The following is a 15,785-nucleotide window of genomic DNA, read 5'->3' on the forward strand; positions in this document are numbered from 1 at the left end:
TTGACAAACAAGGTCTTTTATTAGAAGTTTATACTAATACTATTTTTATTGATCATTCAAGCAATTATATTGATTTGAATGTTTCTATAATACATATTCGGCTGGCATTCATCATGCTTAAGACACATATTCGCCCAGTCGTTTTAACTAAGCTGTGTAGGTTTGGACCAAGGAGGTTATCGAAATGACAGAGGAAATGAATCAAATCGATGTTCAGGTACCAGAGGTTGGAGATGTAGTGAAAGGGATTGTTTCTAAAGTTGAGGACAAGCATGTCAATGTAGATATCGTCAATGTGAAACAACCTGGTATCATCCCAATCAGTGAATTATCAAGTCTTCACGTTGAAAAAGCATCAGATGTCGTGAAAGATGGCGACGAGTTAGAGCTTAAAGTAACAAAGGTCGAAGACGATGCTTTGATTTTATCTAAACGTGCTGTTGATGCAGACCGCGCTTGGGAAGACCTAGAGAAAAAGTTTGAAACAAAAGAAGTATTTGAAGCTGAAGTAAAAGACGTTGTAAAAGGTGGTCTTGTCGTTGATATTGGTGTGCGTGGATTTATTCCTGCATCTCTAGTAGAAGCACACTATGTAGAAGACTTCACAGATTACAAAGGGAAAACACTCTCACTTGTCGTGGTAGAACTTGACCGCGAAAAAAATCGCGTGATTCTTTCGCACCGTGCAGTGGTTGAGCAAGAGCAGTTAGACAAAAAGCAAGACTTCCTGCAAAAGCTTGAAGTAGGCAGTGTGATTGATGGTAAAGTACAGAGGCTTACTGATTTTGGTGCATTTGTTGACATTGGCGGCATTGATGGATTAGTTCACATTTCTCAACTATCCCATGCGCATGTTGAAAAGCCATCTGACGTAGTAGAAGAAGGACAGGAAGTCCAGGTCAAAGTACTTGCTGTTGATCGTGATAACGAACGTATCTCACTATCTATTAAAGAAACATTACCAGGACCTTGGAGCCAAATTGGTGAAAAGGTAAAACAAGGTGATGTGCTTGAAGGAACTGTTCAACGTCTTGTGAGCTTTGGTGCATTTGTTGAAATTCTGCCAGGTGTAGAAGGGCTTGTGCATATTTCCCAAATCTCTCATAAACATATCGGCACGCCGCAAGAAGTCCTTGAAGAAGGGCAGACTGTCAAAGTGAAAGTGCTTGATGTGAATGAAGACGAAGAGCGCATCTCACTAAGCATTCGTGATTTAGAAGAAAATCCTGAAAAACAAATCGAAGAGGATTATCGTCAATATCAGGCGAAAGAAGAAAACACAAGCGGATTCCAGCTTGGTGACCTGATCGGCGATAAACTCAATAAACTAAAATAATTTGGTGATCAAAATTGACGCGAGCAGAAAGAAAGAAACAGCATATTGAGCATGCGTTGTCCACTGGCCAGCATGCAGCAACAGGTTTAGAAGATGTTTCCTTCGTTCACGCCAGTTTACCAGATCTTGCAACATCACAAATTGATACACATACGACAATTGGCGGACTGACTTTCGGTTCGCCAATTTTTATCAATGCAATGACTGGCGGGGGCGGAGAATCTACCTATGAGATCAACCGCTCTTTATCGATCGCAGCGAAGGAGACCAATATCCCAGTAGCAGTTGGATCACAAATGGCTGCACTGAAAGATAAAGAAGAAAGACGAACATATGAAATCGTTCGTAAAGTCAATCCGGTTGGAATTGTATTTGCGAATTTAGGCAGTGAAGCGACGATTAAGCAAGCTCAAGAAGCAGTCAGCATGCTTGAGGCAAATATGCTCCAGATTCACCTGAATGTCATCCAAGAGATTGTCATGCCTGAAGGGGATCGCGATTTCAGGGGGGCGCTTGAGCGGATTGCAGCTATCGTTGAATCTGTTGGTGTGCCTGTTGTCGTGAAGGAAGTCGGATTTGGCATGAGCAAGGAGACGGCAAGAAAGTTATTCCATGCTGGGGTTGCAGCCGTTGATGTAGGCGGATTTGGTGGGACGAACTTTTCTAAGATTGAAAATCTCCGTCGCCAAAAAGCCCTTCGTTATTTTGATCAATGGGGGATTCCAACTGCAGCGAGTCTTGCTGAAGTACATACAGCCTTTCAGAATCAAACAATTTTAGCCTCCGGAGGTATCAAAGATGCTCTTGATGTAACCAAATCATTAGCTCTTGGCGCATCTGCTGCTGGTCTTGCTGGATTTTTCTTAAAATCATTGACCAGTGGAGGAGAAAGCGGCCTCATCGCAGATATCATGGATCTTCAAGAAGATATCAAGATGATGATGACAGTGCTTGGCGTGAAGACGATTGAAGAACTGAGACAAGCTCCAGTTGTGATCTCAGGGGAAACAAGTCATTGGCTCAAAGAAAGAGGCGTTGACACAACGTACTATAGTTTAAGATCTAGTAAGAGAGGCATGTGATATCACATGCCTCAGCGCGTAGACAAACCCTCGCATTCGGTGTCAGTCCTGCGCTCCGGTGCTTACGAATGTCAAATTCGCTCCGCTCCGGTACTCGTCCTTCCTAGACTTCAAAGGTTTTCTATCACGCTGAAAAGAAGACAAAGAGCTAAAATCAAGATCATTTTAGCCCTTTGTCAACAAATCTAAGGCATGTGACCATCACATGCCTTTTTTTATTGATTTCTTTTTCGAGCGCTTTCTGGACCTTCTAATGTTGTTGCACCCTTATGATGAATGGATTGATCACGATCAGATTCCACTCTTTTTGACGCCTTTAAACGCTTTTCCTGTCTATCTTTTCCCATCATTCATCCCTCCTCAATCATTAGGGTGTCACCTCTTGTTTATTTCATACAGAGCCGGTAACGATCCGCATGTTTAAAAATTGGAGATTTTCCCATAATGTAATTGAGGTGATGAGGCGTTGGAGGCTTTGTACTATTATTGGTCTATATGGTTCGTTTGGATCATGGTGACATTTATCATGGAAAAAAGTTTGTGGCGCAGCGTGCTGGGCATCTGTGTACTTGTCCATATTATATCCAGTCATTTCATGATATCCGTTTTAGATATGAGCATGAATGCGGGATTCTTGATGACTTTTTTATATGCATGTGCCGCTTTCGTCATATTCAGGCCTGGTTATCGATTCATGAGAATCATGCAATCGGGCTCAATGGTGAGCGCGTATGCCTTTTTTATGATGTTTGCATTATATGACCCTGTTTGGTTCACGATAATAAAGGTGGATTGGGTCGTATTTGCCTTGCTGATCTTAATGTGTATGACATATGGACAGCCGTTAACGGAAAGAATCACCCTATGGATGATGTCAGTGTGTCTCGGCGAAGCCCTTTATGCGCTGACGATTCACCGCCTCACATCATCAATTGTCATAGGGGATCTCTCTTTTCTTTCCTTCGTTGTGCAAGGAGCGGTCTTTCTATTAGGTGTCGATCAGCTTGAAAAGCTCTTGAACGCCCGTTCATCAAGAAAATCAGTAAAAGGGGCTGCAAAATCAACATGACAGACTATACGTTTCCTGTGATTATTGGTGTCATCTTTGGGATGGCGGCCAGACTTTACATGTTAAGAACCGATTACCGGCAATACCCTACGTATATTCATGGACAAGTGATTCACATTGCGCTTGGTTTTATTGCGTCAGGATTAGGTGCGATCATTATGCCTGCACTGATTCAGGAGGAATTTACGGCGATTACCTTTCTCACTTTGGCAGCCACGCAATTTCGCGATGTCCGAAATATGGAAAGAAATACGTTAACCCAAATGGATTCGTATGAGCTTGTCTCACGAGGCAGTACATATATAGAAGGCATTGCCATTGCCTTTGAAAGTCGAAATTATATTGCGATTCTCACTGCTCTCATTACAACGACAGCCTGTATTTTCTTCTCGCTTGTTGTTGGAACAGTGGTCGGTATTCTTTGTTTTTTCATGGCAAAGCTATTAATGTCAGGCAGTCAATTAAAGGATATCGTCAATATTCAAAAAGGGGAACTTCGCTTTGATGGGGCGGGGCTTTATGTGAATGATATATACATTATGAATATCGGGCTGCCTGAAAAGCAAAAGCTCATTTTAGAGCATGGGATGGGCTTTATTTTGACGCCGAAAAATTTCAACTCTGCTACAACGATTGCCAACCTTGGACAGCGGCAAGCCATTTTATTTGATTTATCGAACGTACTTGGCGTGTATCGCGATTCTGGGGAACCATCGCTCTGTCCGCTCGCAAAACGTGATCTGAATAACGGCACACTTGGCGTATTCATTTTACCTCAATGGTATCGTGAAGATTTGGCTGTCCGTGTATTAGAAGAGGTGCCTATTTTAGAAAATGCCATTCGAATGCCGACAGATTTCATTAAAAAGAAAGTGAGGTAATAGGGCATGGCGAACACCATTGAACAATTTATATTGGCTGTGGCGACAACAAATAAAGAGCGGGTCATTGGCGGAACAGCCGTTTTTTTCTGTGAAAATAAAGAAGAGCTCGACATGTATGCCATGAATTTAGAGGCCATTTTAGATGGAATTGCACACGGCATTGGAGAAGATCTTTACTTGATTGTCAAACATTTTTAAGTTATTCATTGTGGTCTGATTAAAAATTGATATAATATATAAGTTGAACCCTTCATGTTTGAAGGGTTTATTTCATAAAACTGAATGAAAATTATAAATCCCGGTTGAAACATGATGATGAACATATTGAATCGCGGCTGGATTGAAAGGAAGGGTACTATGGGTAAACCTGTCGTAGCCATTGTTGGAAGGCCCAACGTTGGAAAATCTACAATTTTTAATCGAATCGCAGGCGAAAGAATATCGATTGTAGAAGACACACCTGGTGTAACAAGAGATCGAATCTATAGCTCTGCTGAATGGTTAAATTATGACTTTAATTTAATAGATACTGGTGGAATTGATATTGGAGATGAGCCATTCTTGGCGCAAATTCGCCATCAGGCAGAAATCGCAATGGATGAAGCAGATGTCATTATCTTTATGGTAAATGGCCGAGATGGCGTGACATCTGCGGATGAAGAAGTCGCAAAAATTTTATATCGCACGAAAAAGCCAGTTGTACTTGCTGTCAATAAACTGGACAACCCTGAAATGAGAAGCGACGTGTATGACTTTTATGCACTCGGATTTGGCGAGCCGTTTCCGATTTCTGGAACACATGGATTAGGTCTTGGTGATCTGCTTGATGCAGTCGCAGAACATTTTAAGAATTTACCGGATACGCAATATGCTGAAGAAGTTGTCCAGTTCTGCTTAATTGGCCGCCCGAATGTTGGGAAATCCTCATTAGTGAATGCCATGCTGGGAGAAGACCGCGTCATTGTCAGCAACATCGCTGGTACAACAAGAGATGCTGTCGATACGATGTTTACGTACAATCAGCGTGACTTTGTCATTGTTGATACAGCAGGTATGAGGAAAAAAGGGAAAGTATATGAAACAACAGAGAAATACAGTGTGCTTCGTGCATTAAAAGCCATTGATCGCTCTGATGTTGTCGCTGTTGTACTTGACGGCGAGGAAGGCATTATTGAGCAGGATAAACGAATTGCGGGCTATGCACACGAAGCTGGTAAAGCGGTTGTCATCATTGTGAACAAATGGGATGCTGTTGAAAAAGATGAGCGTACGATGAAGGAGTTTGAGCAAAACATTCGTGAGCATTTTCAATTCCTTGATTATGCACCTGTCTTGTTTATGTCTGCTCTTACGAAAAAGAGAATTCATACATTAATGCCGTCGATTATCACAGCGAGCGAAAACCATGCAATGCGCGTTCAAACCAATATTTTAAATGATATCATCATGGATGCGGTGGCGATGAATCCAACGCCGACCCATAACGGACAGCGCCTCAAAATTTACTATGCAACACAGGTGGCCATTAAGCCTCCGTCCTTTGTTGTGTTTGTAAACGATCCAGAGCTTATGCACTTTTCTTATGAGCGTTTCCTAGAAAACCGCATTCGAGATGCATTTGGTTTTGAAGGAACACCGATTAAAATATTTGCGAGAGCGAGAAAATAAAAAGGGTGAGCAGGATGAAGAAAATTTCCGTACTTGGAGCAGGCAGCTGGGGAACAGCTCTTGCGCTTGTATTAGCTGATAATCATCATGATGTACACATGTGGGGACATAGACAAGAGCTCATTGATCAAATCAATGAGAAACATGAAAATCATGATTACTTGCCAAATGTCGAACTGCCAGCGTCTATTCAGGCAACAACCGATTTGAAGCAGGCTTTAGAGGGGACAGAGGCGATTATTGTCGCTGTGCCGACAAAGGCCATTCGTGAGGTATTGAAGCAGGCAAATGAGCTGATTTCATCGAAGGTGCCGTTTGTCCATGTCAGTAAGGGAATCGAACCAGATACACTTCTTAGAATTTCTCAAATGATTGAACAAGAAGTCCCATCTGAGAAAAGAGAAGCTGTCGTTGTCCTATCAGGGCCAAGTCATGCAGAAGAAGTAGGTCTGCGTCATCCGACAACTGTCACTGTCTCGTCAGAAAATATTGAAGCAGCTCAATTTGTTCAAGATTTATTCATGAACAATCATTTTAGAGTGTACACAAACCCTGATGTGATTGGGGTGGAAATTGGCGGCGCCTTGAAAAATATCATTGCTCTTGCGGCTGGGATCACAGACGGACTTGGATATGGGGACAATGCAAAAGCGGCGCTTATCACTAGAGGGCTCGCTGAAATCGCACGTCTAGGAACAAAAATGGGAGGGAATCCCCTTACCTTTGCTGGATTAACAGGCGTTGGCGATTTGATTGTGACATGTACAAGTGTTCATTCACGAAACTGGCGTTGCGGGAATTTACTCGGTAAAGGATATAAGCTCGAAGAAGTGCTTGAAAAAATGGGGATGGTTGTCGAAGGCGTCCGCACAACAAAAGGCGCTTATCAGCTCTCCAAAGAATACAAGGTCAGCATGCCGATTACAGAGGCTCTTTACGGCGTCCTGTTTGAAGGGAAAAAGGTTGACGATGCTGTAGAATCATTGATGGCACGTGTGAAAACGCATGAGATGGAAGACCTTGTGAACATGTTTGAAAACCAAACAAAATAAAAGGAAAGACTGAACTTAGGCATGTAGAGGATGCAAGAAGGGGAAGACTTGCATAACATAGCAATGAAGTTTGAATAGAGCTTTGCCTCTACAGAATGAGGAAAATAGTCGATCTAATGACTGAAGCAGAGTCCCCCTCTTTGCTTCAGTTTTTTTTATGCGCTTTTTTCTGAATGATTGGAAAAATGATTGATATTTACCTTATTTTTGGTTTAGAATGAAATATAAACGCTTACAATTCGTTCGTTTTGAAGGGGGACAGGCACGATGAGTTTTGCTTTAATCAAGATGTGGTTTGCGCTTGGTTCAATGGGGCTCATGTTTTTAGCCGTAGTAACCATTTATTTCAGCAGGTTTAAGCTGAAAAGCAAATTTCTTAAAATAACGGCCTCAACCGTCGCATACAGCTTGATGCTGATATCAGGTATCATTGTGTTTTTAGTTGTCTTTAGCGGACCGGTCAATGAATAAAGAAAAAGGAAGAATGTGATGATCAGAGCAAAAGTCAGTGTCACGCTGTTAGCACTTATGTTATTAACAGGATGTCTGTATCCAGAGAATCGCAAAGCTGAAAACCGGGTGCCATACGAAGAGCAGCTGCAAAGTGTCCAGACAGCGATTGAGGAATTTCAAAAAGCAACAAATGGTCTTCTGCCTATAGAAACGAAAGAAGCAGACACGCCGGTTTATCAGAAATATGTCATCGACTTTAAGCGCTTGTCACCAAGATATTTACACGATGTACCGTCTACATCTTATGAAGGCGGGGGCGAATATATTTATGTCCTCACAGACGTCGAAAAAAACCCAACTGTGAAACTGCTTGATGTCAAAATGACGCAGACCATCAATGAATTACGTCTTAGGATCAAGATGTATCAAGATGAACATACATATCCGCCATACGGAAAAGTCGTATCAGCCAATTTATATACGTTAAATGAAAAAAAATTAGGATTAAAATCGCCGCCTGCGGTCATGAGTCCTGTGACAGGGAATTCCCTCCCATTACTGATTTCATCAAACGGTGACATCTATGTGGACTACCGCAGTGATTTTGCTCATATTTTGAAGAATACGAAGCAAAAGCTGAAACCAGGTGAAAACATTCAAGATGTATATTGGCAGGAAACCCCGTTTGTACCCGCGTTTTCTGTCCCATATACCATCAACAAAAAAGGTGAGCCTGCCTTTTTAGAAAAAAAGACGTCATAAACAAGAATGAACCTTTTTCCTCTGCATATAAATGAGGAGAAAGGTTTTTTTATGGCTAAACATACTCTCAAAACAAAAAGGTGTCATATTCAAATAGGACAACGTCATACACATATATTGTCCAGACACCTTTCAAGCACAGTTTGATTGAAGAATAGAGTATTTAATTTGAAAACGAGGATAGCAAGTCCGGGAGGGGATCACTTGGAAAAAGTCGATATTTTCAAGGATATCGCTGAACGAACAGGAGGCGATATATATTTAGGAGTCGTTGGCGCTGTTCGTACAGGGAAATCTACGTTTATTAAAAAGTTTATGGAGCTCGTGGTGCTCCCGAATATCAATAATGAGGCAGATCGTGCAAGAGCACAGGATGAATTGCCGCAAAGCGCAGCAGGAAAAACCATTATGACCACAGAGCCAAAATTTGTACCGAATCAAGCAGCATCTATTCACGTGAGTGACGGTCTTGATGTCAACATCAGGCTTGTCGATTGTGTGGGATACACTGTCCCTGGTGCGCGCGGGTATGAAGATGAAAATGGCCCAAGAATGATCAATACGCCGTGGTATGAAGAGCCAATCCCGTTTCATGAAGCAGCGGAAATTGGTACACGCAAGGTCATTCAAGAGCATTCAACAATAGGTGTAGTGATTACAACAGATGGGTCCATTGGAGAAATCCCTAGACATGATTATATTGAATCTGAAGAACGTGTGATTGATGAACTCAAAGAGGTTGGAAAGCCATTTATTATGGTCATCAACTCAGTGAGACCATATCATCCTGAAACAGAAGCGCTCCGGCAGGAACTTAGCCAAAAGTATGATATTCCAGTACTCGCCATGAGCGTAGAAAGTATGAGAGAGCAAGACGTACTCAGTGTACTTCGTGAAGCATTATATGAATTCCCAGTTCTAGAGGTGAATGTGAACCTGCCAAGCTGGGTGATGGTGCTGAAAGAAGATCACTGGCTGAGAGAGAGCTATCAGGATTCAGTGAAGGAAACCGTAAAGGATATTAAAAGATTAAGAGATGTCGACCGTGTCGTTGGTCAATTCAGTGAATTTGATTTTATCGAAAGAGCGGGTTTAGCAGGAATTGAAATGGGTCAAGGGATTGCTGAGATTGACCTGTATGCGCCAGATGATCTATATGATCATATTTTAAAAGAAGTCGTGGGTGTAGAAATTAGAGGGAAAGACCATCTACTAGAGCTCATGCAAGATTTTGCTCATGCTAAGACAGAATATGATCAAGTATCAGACGCATTAAAAATGGTGAAGCAGACTGGTTATGGGATTGCAGCGCCAGCGTTGTCAGATATGAGTTTAGATGAGCCAGAAATCATTAGGCAGGGATCAAGATTCGGCGTGAGATTAAAAGCGGTAGCGCCATCTATTCACATGATCAAAGTAGATGTAGAGAGCGAATTTGCACCGATTATCGGAACAGAAAAACAAAGTGAAGAGCTCGTCCGCTACTTAATGCAAGACTTTGAAGATGATCCGCTTTCGATCTGGAATTCAGATATATTTGGCCGCTCCCTCAGCTCCCTTGTCAGAGAAGGCATTCAAGCAAAGCTGTCTCTCATGCCGGAAAACGCAAGATATAAGCTGAAGGAAACACTTGAAAGAATCATCAACGAAGGATCAGGCGGTTTGATTGCGATTATTTTATAGCAAGTGAGACCTCTCATTGATAGGGGTCTTTTTTTGCGTATTGAATGAGTCATAAAAAGACAATTGTATAAAGATTAGTCAGATTCAGGTTGAAATTAGGAATATTCGTTCGCAAAAGTGCCCTTAATCCTTGACGAATAAGGATTCTTCCCTTTAAAATGCTTGATATGGTATTTCATATGTGTTAATCTACTTACAGAAAATCTTCACTTTGTTGGACAAACATTCCTTCAAAGAGTTGTTTTCTAATGAAAAGCCATGTATAACGCTTTCTAGGACGCTCTTTTTTTCTAAAAAAGGGTATAGAAAGAAGATGAATTGTGAAGAAATGATAACAATCTATTGAATGCATATTTTTGGGAGGAGGTGAAAGGCATGAACAAGACAGAACTTATTAACGCGGTTGCTGAAGCAAGCGAGTTATCTAAAAAAGACGCGACAAAAGCAGTTGATTCTGTTTTTGATACAATTTTAGATGCACTTAAAAATGGTGACAAAATCCAACTAATTGGTTTTGGTAACTTTGAAGTACGTGAGCGTTCAGCTCGTAAAGGACGTAACCCACAAACTGGTGCAGAGATCGAAATCCCTGCAAGCAAAGTACCTGCTTTCAAACCAGGTAAAGCACTTAAAGACGCGGTGGCAGGTAAATAATCGTTATGTGTAATGATCCTGTTGAAGGAGTTATACATATACAGTTTCACACTGGTCTAGAAAAGCCCCTTTCATAAGGGGCTTTTCCTTTTGAATCAAAAGGTTCGTTTAGAACGCTCTCCTTTGCTTTTAGGATCTGAAGTGTGCTAGAATCTGAATGAAATGTAATCGCCTTTGGAGGATATAATACATGAGTGAAATAAATAAAGAATTAATCGAACACGCTGTACGCGATATATTAAAAGCAATTGGAGAAGATCCAGATCGTGAAGGACTTCTCGATACCCCAAAACGAGTCGCAAAAATGTATGAAGAAGTGTTTTCAGGTTTAAATGAAGATCCAAAAGAACATTTTAAAACCATTTTTGGCGAAGACCACGAAGAACTCGTCCTTGTAAAAGATATTGCTTTCCATTCAATGTGTGAACACCACCTCGTACCTTTCTACGGGAAAGCCCATGTTGCTTATATTCCGCGCGGCGGAAAAGTAACGGGACTTAGCAAGCTGGCAAGAGCAGTCGAAGCCGTGGCAAAACGCCCGCAGCTTCAGGAACGCATTACATCAACCATTGCAGATAGTATGGTGGAAACACTTAATCCGCATGGCGTGATGATTGTCGTTGAAGCAGAGCATATGTGTATGACGATGCGCGGAGTGAAAAAGCCAGGCGCTAAAACAGTGACCTCAGCAGTACGCGGCACATTTGCAAATGATGCAGCCGCAAGAGCAGAAGTGCTTTCCTTTATTAAAAACGACTAATTCAATAGATGGACGGTGAACAAAATGAGTGAAAATAAAGCATCTGATTTTGTGGTGATTAAAGCCATTGATAATGGTGTAAACGTCATCGGCCTAACAAGAGGCTCTGATACAAGATTTCACCATTCCGAGAAGCTCGATAAAGGTGAAGTGATCATTGCACAATTTACTGAGCATACGTCAGCGATCAAAGTAAGAGGCGATGCTGTCATTCAAACAAGCTTCGGTGAAATTCAAAGCGAAGCAAAGAAATAAAGAACTTGTATGCACTTGATAGCATAAAAGTGAGAGCTGATATGGTATAATAAATCTCTATACAATGTGCAGGTCTACATATGAAACTGTAATTTTTGGGACAAGGGTGATATCTTTGCAAGACATCTACGGAATTTTATCTAATCTAAATATAAAATTAAATAAAAAGCTTTCTCATCCTTATTTGGCGAAGCATTTACGCGCGCCACTCATCGATGAAGATAAGCTCCTTCTTTTTCATGCAATGTTTGATGAAGCTCAAATTGATGCAGAGAAAAAAGAAAATTATATTTTAACGGCGATGCTTGTGCAAATTGCCCTTGATACCCATGACGAAGTCACAACTGCTGCAGCCATCAAGCAAGACGAATTTAAAAATCGTCAGCTGACCATCCTGGCAGGAGACTATTTCAGCGGTCTCTACTATTCTCTTCTCTCTGACATGAAAGACATTTATATGATCCGCACGCTCGCTACGGCGATCAAAGAGATCAATGAACATAAAATTAGACTTTATGACCGGTCCATTCAAGATGCAGCGCACTTTTACAAAAGTGTAGCTACAGTTGAATCTGCGCTTTTCCAAAGGATTTCTGAGCATTTTCAATTAACGCATTGGAATGAGATTGCAAGTCGTTTTCTTGTTTATAAACGTTTCATGAAACAAGCAGAAAATGACAAACATTTAAAACTTTTTTTGAACGATAGTTATACGGACGCCTATTCATGTTTTGACAACTTTGAGAATGATGGCTATGAAAAGGCCAAACGGCCGATCAAGGAGCATCTTGTTTCATCTCCGGTCGTTCAAAAAGAGCTATTAAATCGCTTGGATCATATGAAAAATGAGCCTGCGTACCATCAGAAAGTGGAAGAAGGGTAAGTCATGCAGCAATCAAAAGAACAGCGAGTACACGGTGTATTTGAAAAAATTTATAAAAACTATGATCAAATGAACTCTGTTATCAGCTTTAAACAGCATAAAAAATGGCGTGATAAAACAATGAAGCTCATGAATGTGCAAAAAGGCTCTAAAGCATTAGATGTATGCTGCGGGACAGCCGATTGGACAATTGCGCTTGCTGATGCTGTTGGAGAAAAAGGCGAGGTCAAAGGCCTTGATTTCAGTAAAAACATGCTGAGTGTTGGAGAAACGAAGGTGAAGACTGGGGGCTACAAACAGATTGAATTGCTTCACGGCAATGCGATGGAGCTCCCTTTTGAGGACAACTCATTTGATTATGTCACCATCGGTTTTGGTCTTCGAAACGTCCCTGAGTATCTAACGGTGCTAAAGGAAATGACAAGAGTAGTGAAGCCCGGCGGAATGGTTGTCTGTCTTGAGACATCACAGCCTGAGATGATCGGCTTTAAGCAGGGCTACTACATCTATTTCAAATACATTATGCCGCTCTTTGGTAAACTGTTTGCCAAAAGTTATCAGGAGTATTCATGGCTTCAAGAATCAGCCAAAACATTCCCTGGAATGAAAGAGCTGGCGGCTCTGTTTGAAGAGGCCGGGTTGTCTGATGTCTCGTATCATCCATTTACAGGCGGTGTAGCAGCAACACATATCGGAAAGAAGCTTTGAATAAACGATATTTGGGTGAAGATAATGAAACTAAAAGCAATGATCTCTTTTTTAAATCATGATATCGATATAATTGAAAAAGAGCTTGAACAAACAGTTCGCTCTGATTATGCATTATTAAGTGAAGCAGGTCTTCATTTGCTGCAAGCGGGCGGAAAACGAATCCGCCCCGTTTTTGTTCTCCTTTCAGGCATGTTTGGTGACTATGACATTAATAAAATAAAATATGTTGCCGTTGCTCTCGAGCTAATTCATATGGCATCACTCGTTCACGATGATGTGATTGATGATGCAGAGCTGAGAAGAGGTAAACCAACGATAAAGGCAAAATGGGATAACAGAATTGCCATGTACACAGGGGATTATATGTTTGCGAGATCACTTGAATACATGACAAAAATCAATCACCCAATGGCACATGAAATTTTGTCAAAAATGGTCGTTGAGCTCTGTCTTGGTGAAATAGAGCAAGTGAAAGATAAATACAATATGGAACAGAACCTGCGTACATATTTAAGAAGAATCAAACGAAAAACAGCCTTGCTTATTGCGGGCAGCTGTCAATTAGGCGCTATTGCAGCAGGTACAGATGAAAAAACACATAAAGCCCTTTATTGGTTTGGATACTATGTCGGCATGTCTTATCAGATCATTGATGATGTCCTTGATTTCACATCAACAGAAGAAGAACTGGGCAAGCCTGTTGGAGGAGACCTTTTACAAGGGAATGTCACACTCCCAGTTTTATATGCACTGAAAAATCCGACACTAGAAGGTCAATTGAAGCTGATCAATAGTGAAACGACGGAGAAGCAGCTGAAGCCTGTCATTGAAAGCCTCAAACAAACAGATGCGATCGACCGCTCGATTCGAGTGAGTGAAATGTATTTGAAAAAAGCTTTTGAACAGCTCGACAAGCTTCCTCGAGGACGAGCGAGAACGTCACTCGCCTCCATTGCAAAATATATTGGGAAACGAAAATTCTAATCAACGTTATGTTGATTGGTTTTTTTGTGAAATTTTTTGTCAAAAATTGATTATTTTAAAAAAAAATGATACGATCACTTTGTAACAATGTAAGCCTATACATACATAACGACGGGGTGGAAAACGTATATGGACAAAACATTTCTTATGGTCAAACCTGATGGTGTGGAAAGACAATTAATCGGTGACATTGTGTCAAGATTCGAAAAAAAGGGGCTTCAGCTTGTTGGTGCAAAACTAATGAGTATTCCAAAGGAAGTAGCAGAAACACATTACGGAGAGCATAAAGAAAAACCATTTTTCGGGGAATTGGTTGACTTTATTACGTCAGGACCTGTATTTGCAATGGTATGGCAAGGCGAACAGGTGGTAGACGTAACAAGACAGATTATCGGCAAAACAAATCCGAAGGAAGCGCTTCCAGGCACAATAAGAGGAGACTATGGATTGACTGTTGGGAAAAACATTATTCATGGGTCAGACTCACCAGAAAGTGCTGAAAGAGAAATTAACTTATTCTTCAAACAAGAAGAACTCACAAGCTGGGATCAAACCATCTCAAGCTGGATTTATTAAGGTTCAAGCCAAGGTGTTCATCCAATGAGCACTTTGGCTTTTTTTATATTGAACTTTCTACACGAAATTTCGTATGAGAAGATACAAATTTTCGATAAAAACAGCTATACTAGGACAAAGATAGATGAGACAGGAGAGGACATTGATGGATCCATATCAAGTATTTGTTGGAAAATGGAAAAAACTAACCGGGGTTGATCTGAATTTATATAAAGAAGCACAAATGAAACGAAGATTAACATCACTTTATGATAAAAAAGGATTTAAAGATTTTGAAGCATTCGCTGCCGCGCTTGAAAAGGACAGAGCACTATTAGATGAGACTATGGACCGCATGACGATTAATGTGTCAGAATTTTACCGAAACTATCAGCGCTGGGAAGTACTTGATCAAAAAATCCTGCCGCTGCTTTCGAAAAATGGCGGCACCTTAAAGATTTGGAGCGCAGCATGTTCGACAGGAGAAGAGCCATATACACTCTCTATGCTGCTGTCAAGTCATCCTCTAGTGAAAGACTTTCAAATTATTGCAACTGACATTGATGATAAGGTTCTGCAGTCAGCTCAAAAAGGCAGATATCATGAACGCTCTCTGCAAGAGGTACCAGATCATATCAAGCAAAAATATTTCACAAAAGAAGATTCTTCATTTTACACTGTGAAAAATGAGGTTCGAAAGCATATTCAATTTAAGAAGCACAACCTTTTAGCTGATCCATATGAAAAACAGCTTGACCTTATCGTTTGCCGAAATGTACTGATTTATTTTACTGAAGAGGCGAAAGAAGAAATTTACTTGAAAATGAGCAGTAGTTTAAAACAAAATGGCGTATTATTTGTTGGTTCTACAGAGCAAATTTTTCACCCGGAAAAGTTTGGACTGACATCTGCTGATACTTTCTTTTATCAAAAGAAGGGTATGTAGCTGACTTTTTAGTAGCAAGTGTGTTATTATATTTTTACTTAAAAGCGT

19 protein-coding genes are annotated in these 15,785 nt (G+C 40.9%); 18 read left to right on the forward strand and 1 reads right to left on the reverse strand.

The genetic code is table 11. From position 1 onward, the window contains the following. The first annotated feature begins 184 nt into the window (after nt 1-184). Both rpsA and fni read left to right on the forward strand, forming a co-directional pair. On the forward strand, nt 185-1,336 hold the full coding sequence (rpsA, locus tag QSJ46_RS07985; RefSeq protein ID WP_041085926.1) for a 30S ribosomal protein S1: 1,152 nt from the start codon (nt 185-187) through the stop codon (nt 1,334-1,336). A 14-nt stretch (nt 1,337-1,350) separates the two neighbouring features. After that, nucleotides 1,351-2,418, forward strand: coding sequence for a type 2 isopentenyl-diphosphate Delta-isomerase (gene fni, locus QSJ46_RS07990; protein ID WP_285604536.1), 1,068 nt, complete (start codon nt 1,351-1,353; stop codon nt 2,416-2,418). A 215-nt stretch (nt 2,419-2,633) separates the two neighbouring features. On the opposite strand, the gene QSJ46_RS07995 is transcribed toward fni, so the two are convergent. After that, nucleotides 2,634-2,765 carry a YpzI family protein gene (locus QSJ46_RS07995; protein WP_075611569.1) on the reverse strand — a complete coding sequence of 44 codons (132 nt, stop codon included), beginning with the start codon at nt 2,763-2,765 and terminating at the stop codon, nt 2,634-2,636. A gap of 128 nt (nt 2,766-2,893) precedes the next feature. Here QSJ46_RS07995 and QSJ46_RS08000 point away from each other — a divergent pair, with 128 nt between their 5' ends. The 16 genes from QSJ46_RS08000 to QSJ46_RS08075 all read left to right on the forward strand — a co-directional run bounded on the left by QSJ46_RS08000 (nt 2,894) and on the right by QSJ46_RS08075 (nt 15,737). Further along, a complete protein-coding gene (locus tag QSJ46_RS08000) occupies nt 2,894-3,487 on the forward strand; it encodes a YphA family membrane protein (protein WP_483295690.1) in 594 nt (197 codons plus the stop codon). Then, a complete protein-coding gene (locus tag QSJ46_RS08005; RefSeq protein WP_039179575.1) occupies nt 3,484-4,368 on the forward strand; it encodes a YIEGIA family protein in 885 nt (294 codons plus the stop codon). The genes QSJ46_RS08000 and QSJ46_RS08005 overlap by 4 nt, the downstream gene beginning before the upstream one ends. Nucleotides 4,369-4,374: 6 nt before the next feature. Then, the gene (locus QSJ46_RS08010; protein ID WP_008344527.1) at nt 4,375-4,569 is read left to right on the forward strand and encodes a capping complex subunit for YIEGIA; all 195 of its coding nucleotides are present in this window, start codon (nt 4,375-4,377) and stop codon (nt 4,567-4,569) included. A 159-nt stretch (nt 4,570-4,728) separates the two neighbouring features. Further along, entirely contained in the window at nt 4,729-6,039 is a 1,311-nt protein-coding gene (gene der / locus QSJ46_RS08015; RefSeq protein WP_034280419.1) for a ribosome biogenesis GTPase Der, read from the forward strand. Between the two features lie 14 nt (nt 6,040-6,053). After that, nucleotides 6,054-7,091 (forward strand): NAD(P)H-dependent glycerol-3-phosphate dehydrogenase, encoded by a 1,038-nt coding sequence (locus QSJ46_RS08020; RefSeq protein ID WP_039179572.1) that lies wholly within the window; start codon nt 6,054-6,056, stop codon nt 7,089-7,091. 267 nt (nt 7,092-7,358) lie between these two features. Beyond that, nucleotides 7,359-7,562: a DUF2768 domain-containing protein gene (locus QSJ46_RS08025; protein WP_034280421.1), complete on the forward strand. Its 204-nt coding sequence runs from the start codon at nt 7,359-7,361 to the stop codon at nt 7,560-7,562. 18 nt (nt 7,563-7,580) lie between these two features. Next, on the forward strand, nt 7,581-8,306 hold the full coding sequence (locus QSJ46_RS08030) for a hypothetical protein (RefSeq protein ID WP_107163417.1): 726 nt from the start codon (nt 7,581-7,583) through the stop codon (nt 8,304-8,306). A 204-nt stretch (nt 8,307-8,510) separates the two neighbouring features. Continuing rightward, complete coding sequence (gene spoIVA, locus QSJ46_RS08035) at nt 8,511-9,989, forward strand: stage IV sporulation protein A (RefSeq protein WP_008344534.1); 1,479 nt, start codon at nt 8,511-8,513, stop codon at nt 9,987-9,989. 375 nt (nt 9,990-10,364) lie between these two features. Next, nucleotides 10,365-10,643: a non-specific DNA-binding protein Hbs gene (gene hbs / locus QSJ46_RS08040; protein ID WP_003215863.1), complete on the forward strand. Its 279-nt coding sequence runs from the start codon at nt 10,365-10,367 to the stop codon at nt 10,641-10,643. A 190-nt stretch (nt 10,644-10,833) separates the two neighbouring features. Next, entirely contained in the window at nt 10,834-11,403 is a 570-nt protein-coding gene (gene folE / locus QSJ46_RS08045; protein ID WP_003215789.1) for a GTP cyclohydrolase I FolE, read from the forward strand. Nucleotides 11,404-11,427: 24 nt separating this feature from the next. Continuing rightward, the gene (mtrB, locus tag QSJ46_RS08050) at nt 11,428-11,658 is read left to right on the forward strand and encodes a trp RNA-binding attenuation protein MtrB (protein WP_008344541.1); all 231 of its coding nucleotides are present in this window, start codon (nt 11,428-11,430) and stop codon (nt 11,656-11,658) included. Between the two features lie 115 nt (nt 11,659-11,773). Then, nucleotides 11,774-12,541, forward strand: coding sequence for a heptaprenyl diphosphate synthase component 1 (locus QSJ46_RS08055; RefSeq protein WP_285604537.1), 768 nt, complete (start codon nt 11,774-11,776; stop codon nt 12,539-12,541). Nucleotides 12,542-12,544: 3 nt separating this feature from the next. Further along, entirely contained in the window at nt 12,545-13,249 is a 705-nt protein-coding gene (locus tag QSJ46_RS08060) for a demethylmenaquinone methyltransferase (RefSeq protein ID WP_285604538.1), read from the forward strand. Nucleotides 13,250-13,273: 24 nt separating this feature from the next. Then, complete coding sequence (gene hepT / locus QSJ46_RS08065) at nt 13,274-14,236, forward strand: heptaprenyl diphosphate synthase component II (protein ID WP_041085904.1); 963 nt, start codon at nt 13,274-13,276, stop codon at nt 14,234-14,236. A gap of 129 nt (nt 14,237-14,365) precedes the next feature. Beyond that, nucleotides 14,366-14,812: a nucleoside-diphosphate kinase gene (gene ndk, locus QSJ46_RS08070; RefSeq protein WP_024422808.1), complete on the forward strand. Its 447-nt coding sequence runs from the start codon at nt 14,366-14,368 to the stop codon at nt 14,810-14,812. Between the two features lie 145 nt (nt 14,813-14,957). After that, nucleotides 14,958-15,737 (forward strand): CheR family methyltransferase, encoded by a 780-nt coding sequence (locus QSJ46_RS08075; RefSeq protein WP_039179563.1) that lies wholly within the window; start codon nt 14,958-14,960, stop codon nt 15,735-15,737. The last annotated feature ends 48 nt before the right edge of the window (nt 15,738-15,785 follow it).

The sequence above is a fragment of the Bacillus sp. YKCMOAS1 genome, from assembly GCF_030268125.1.
Classification (GTDB): domain Bacteria; phylum Bacillota; class Bacilli; order Bacillales; family Bacillaceae; genus Bacillus; species Bacillus safensis.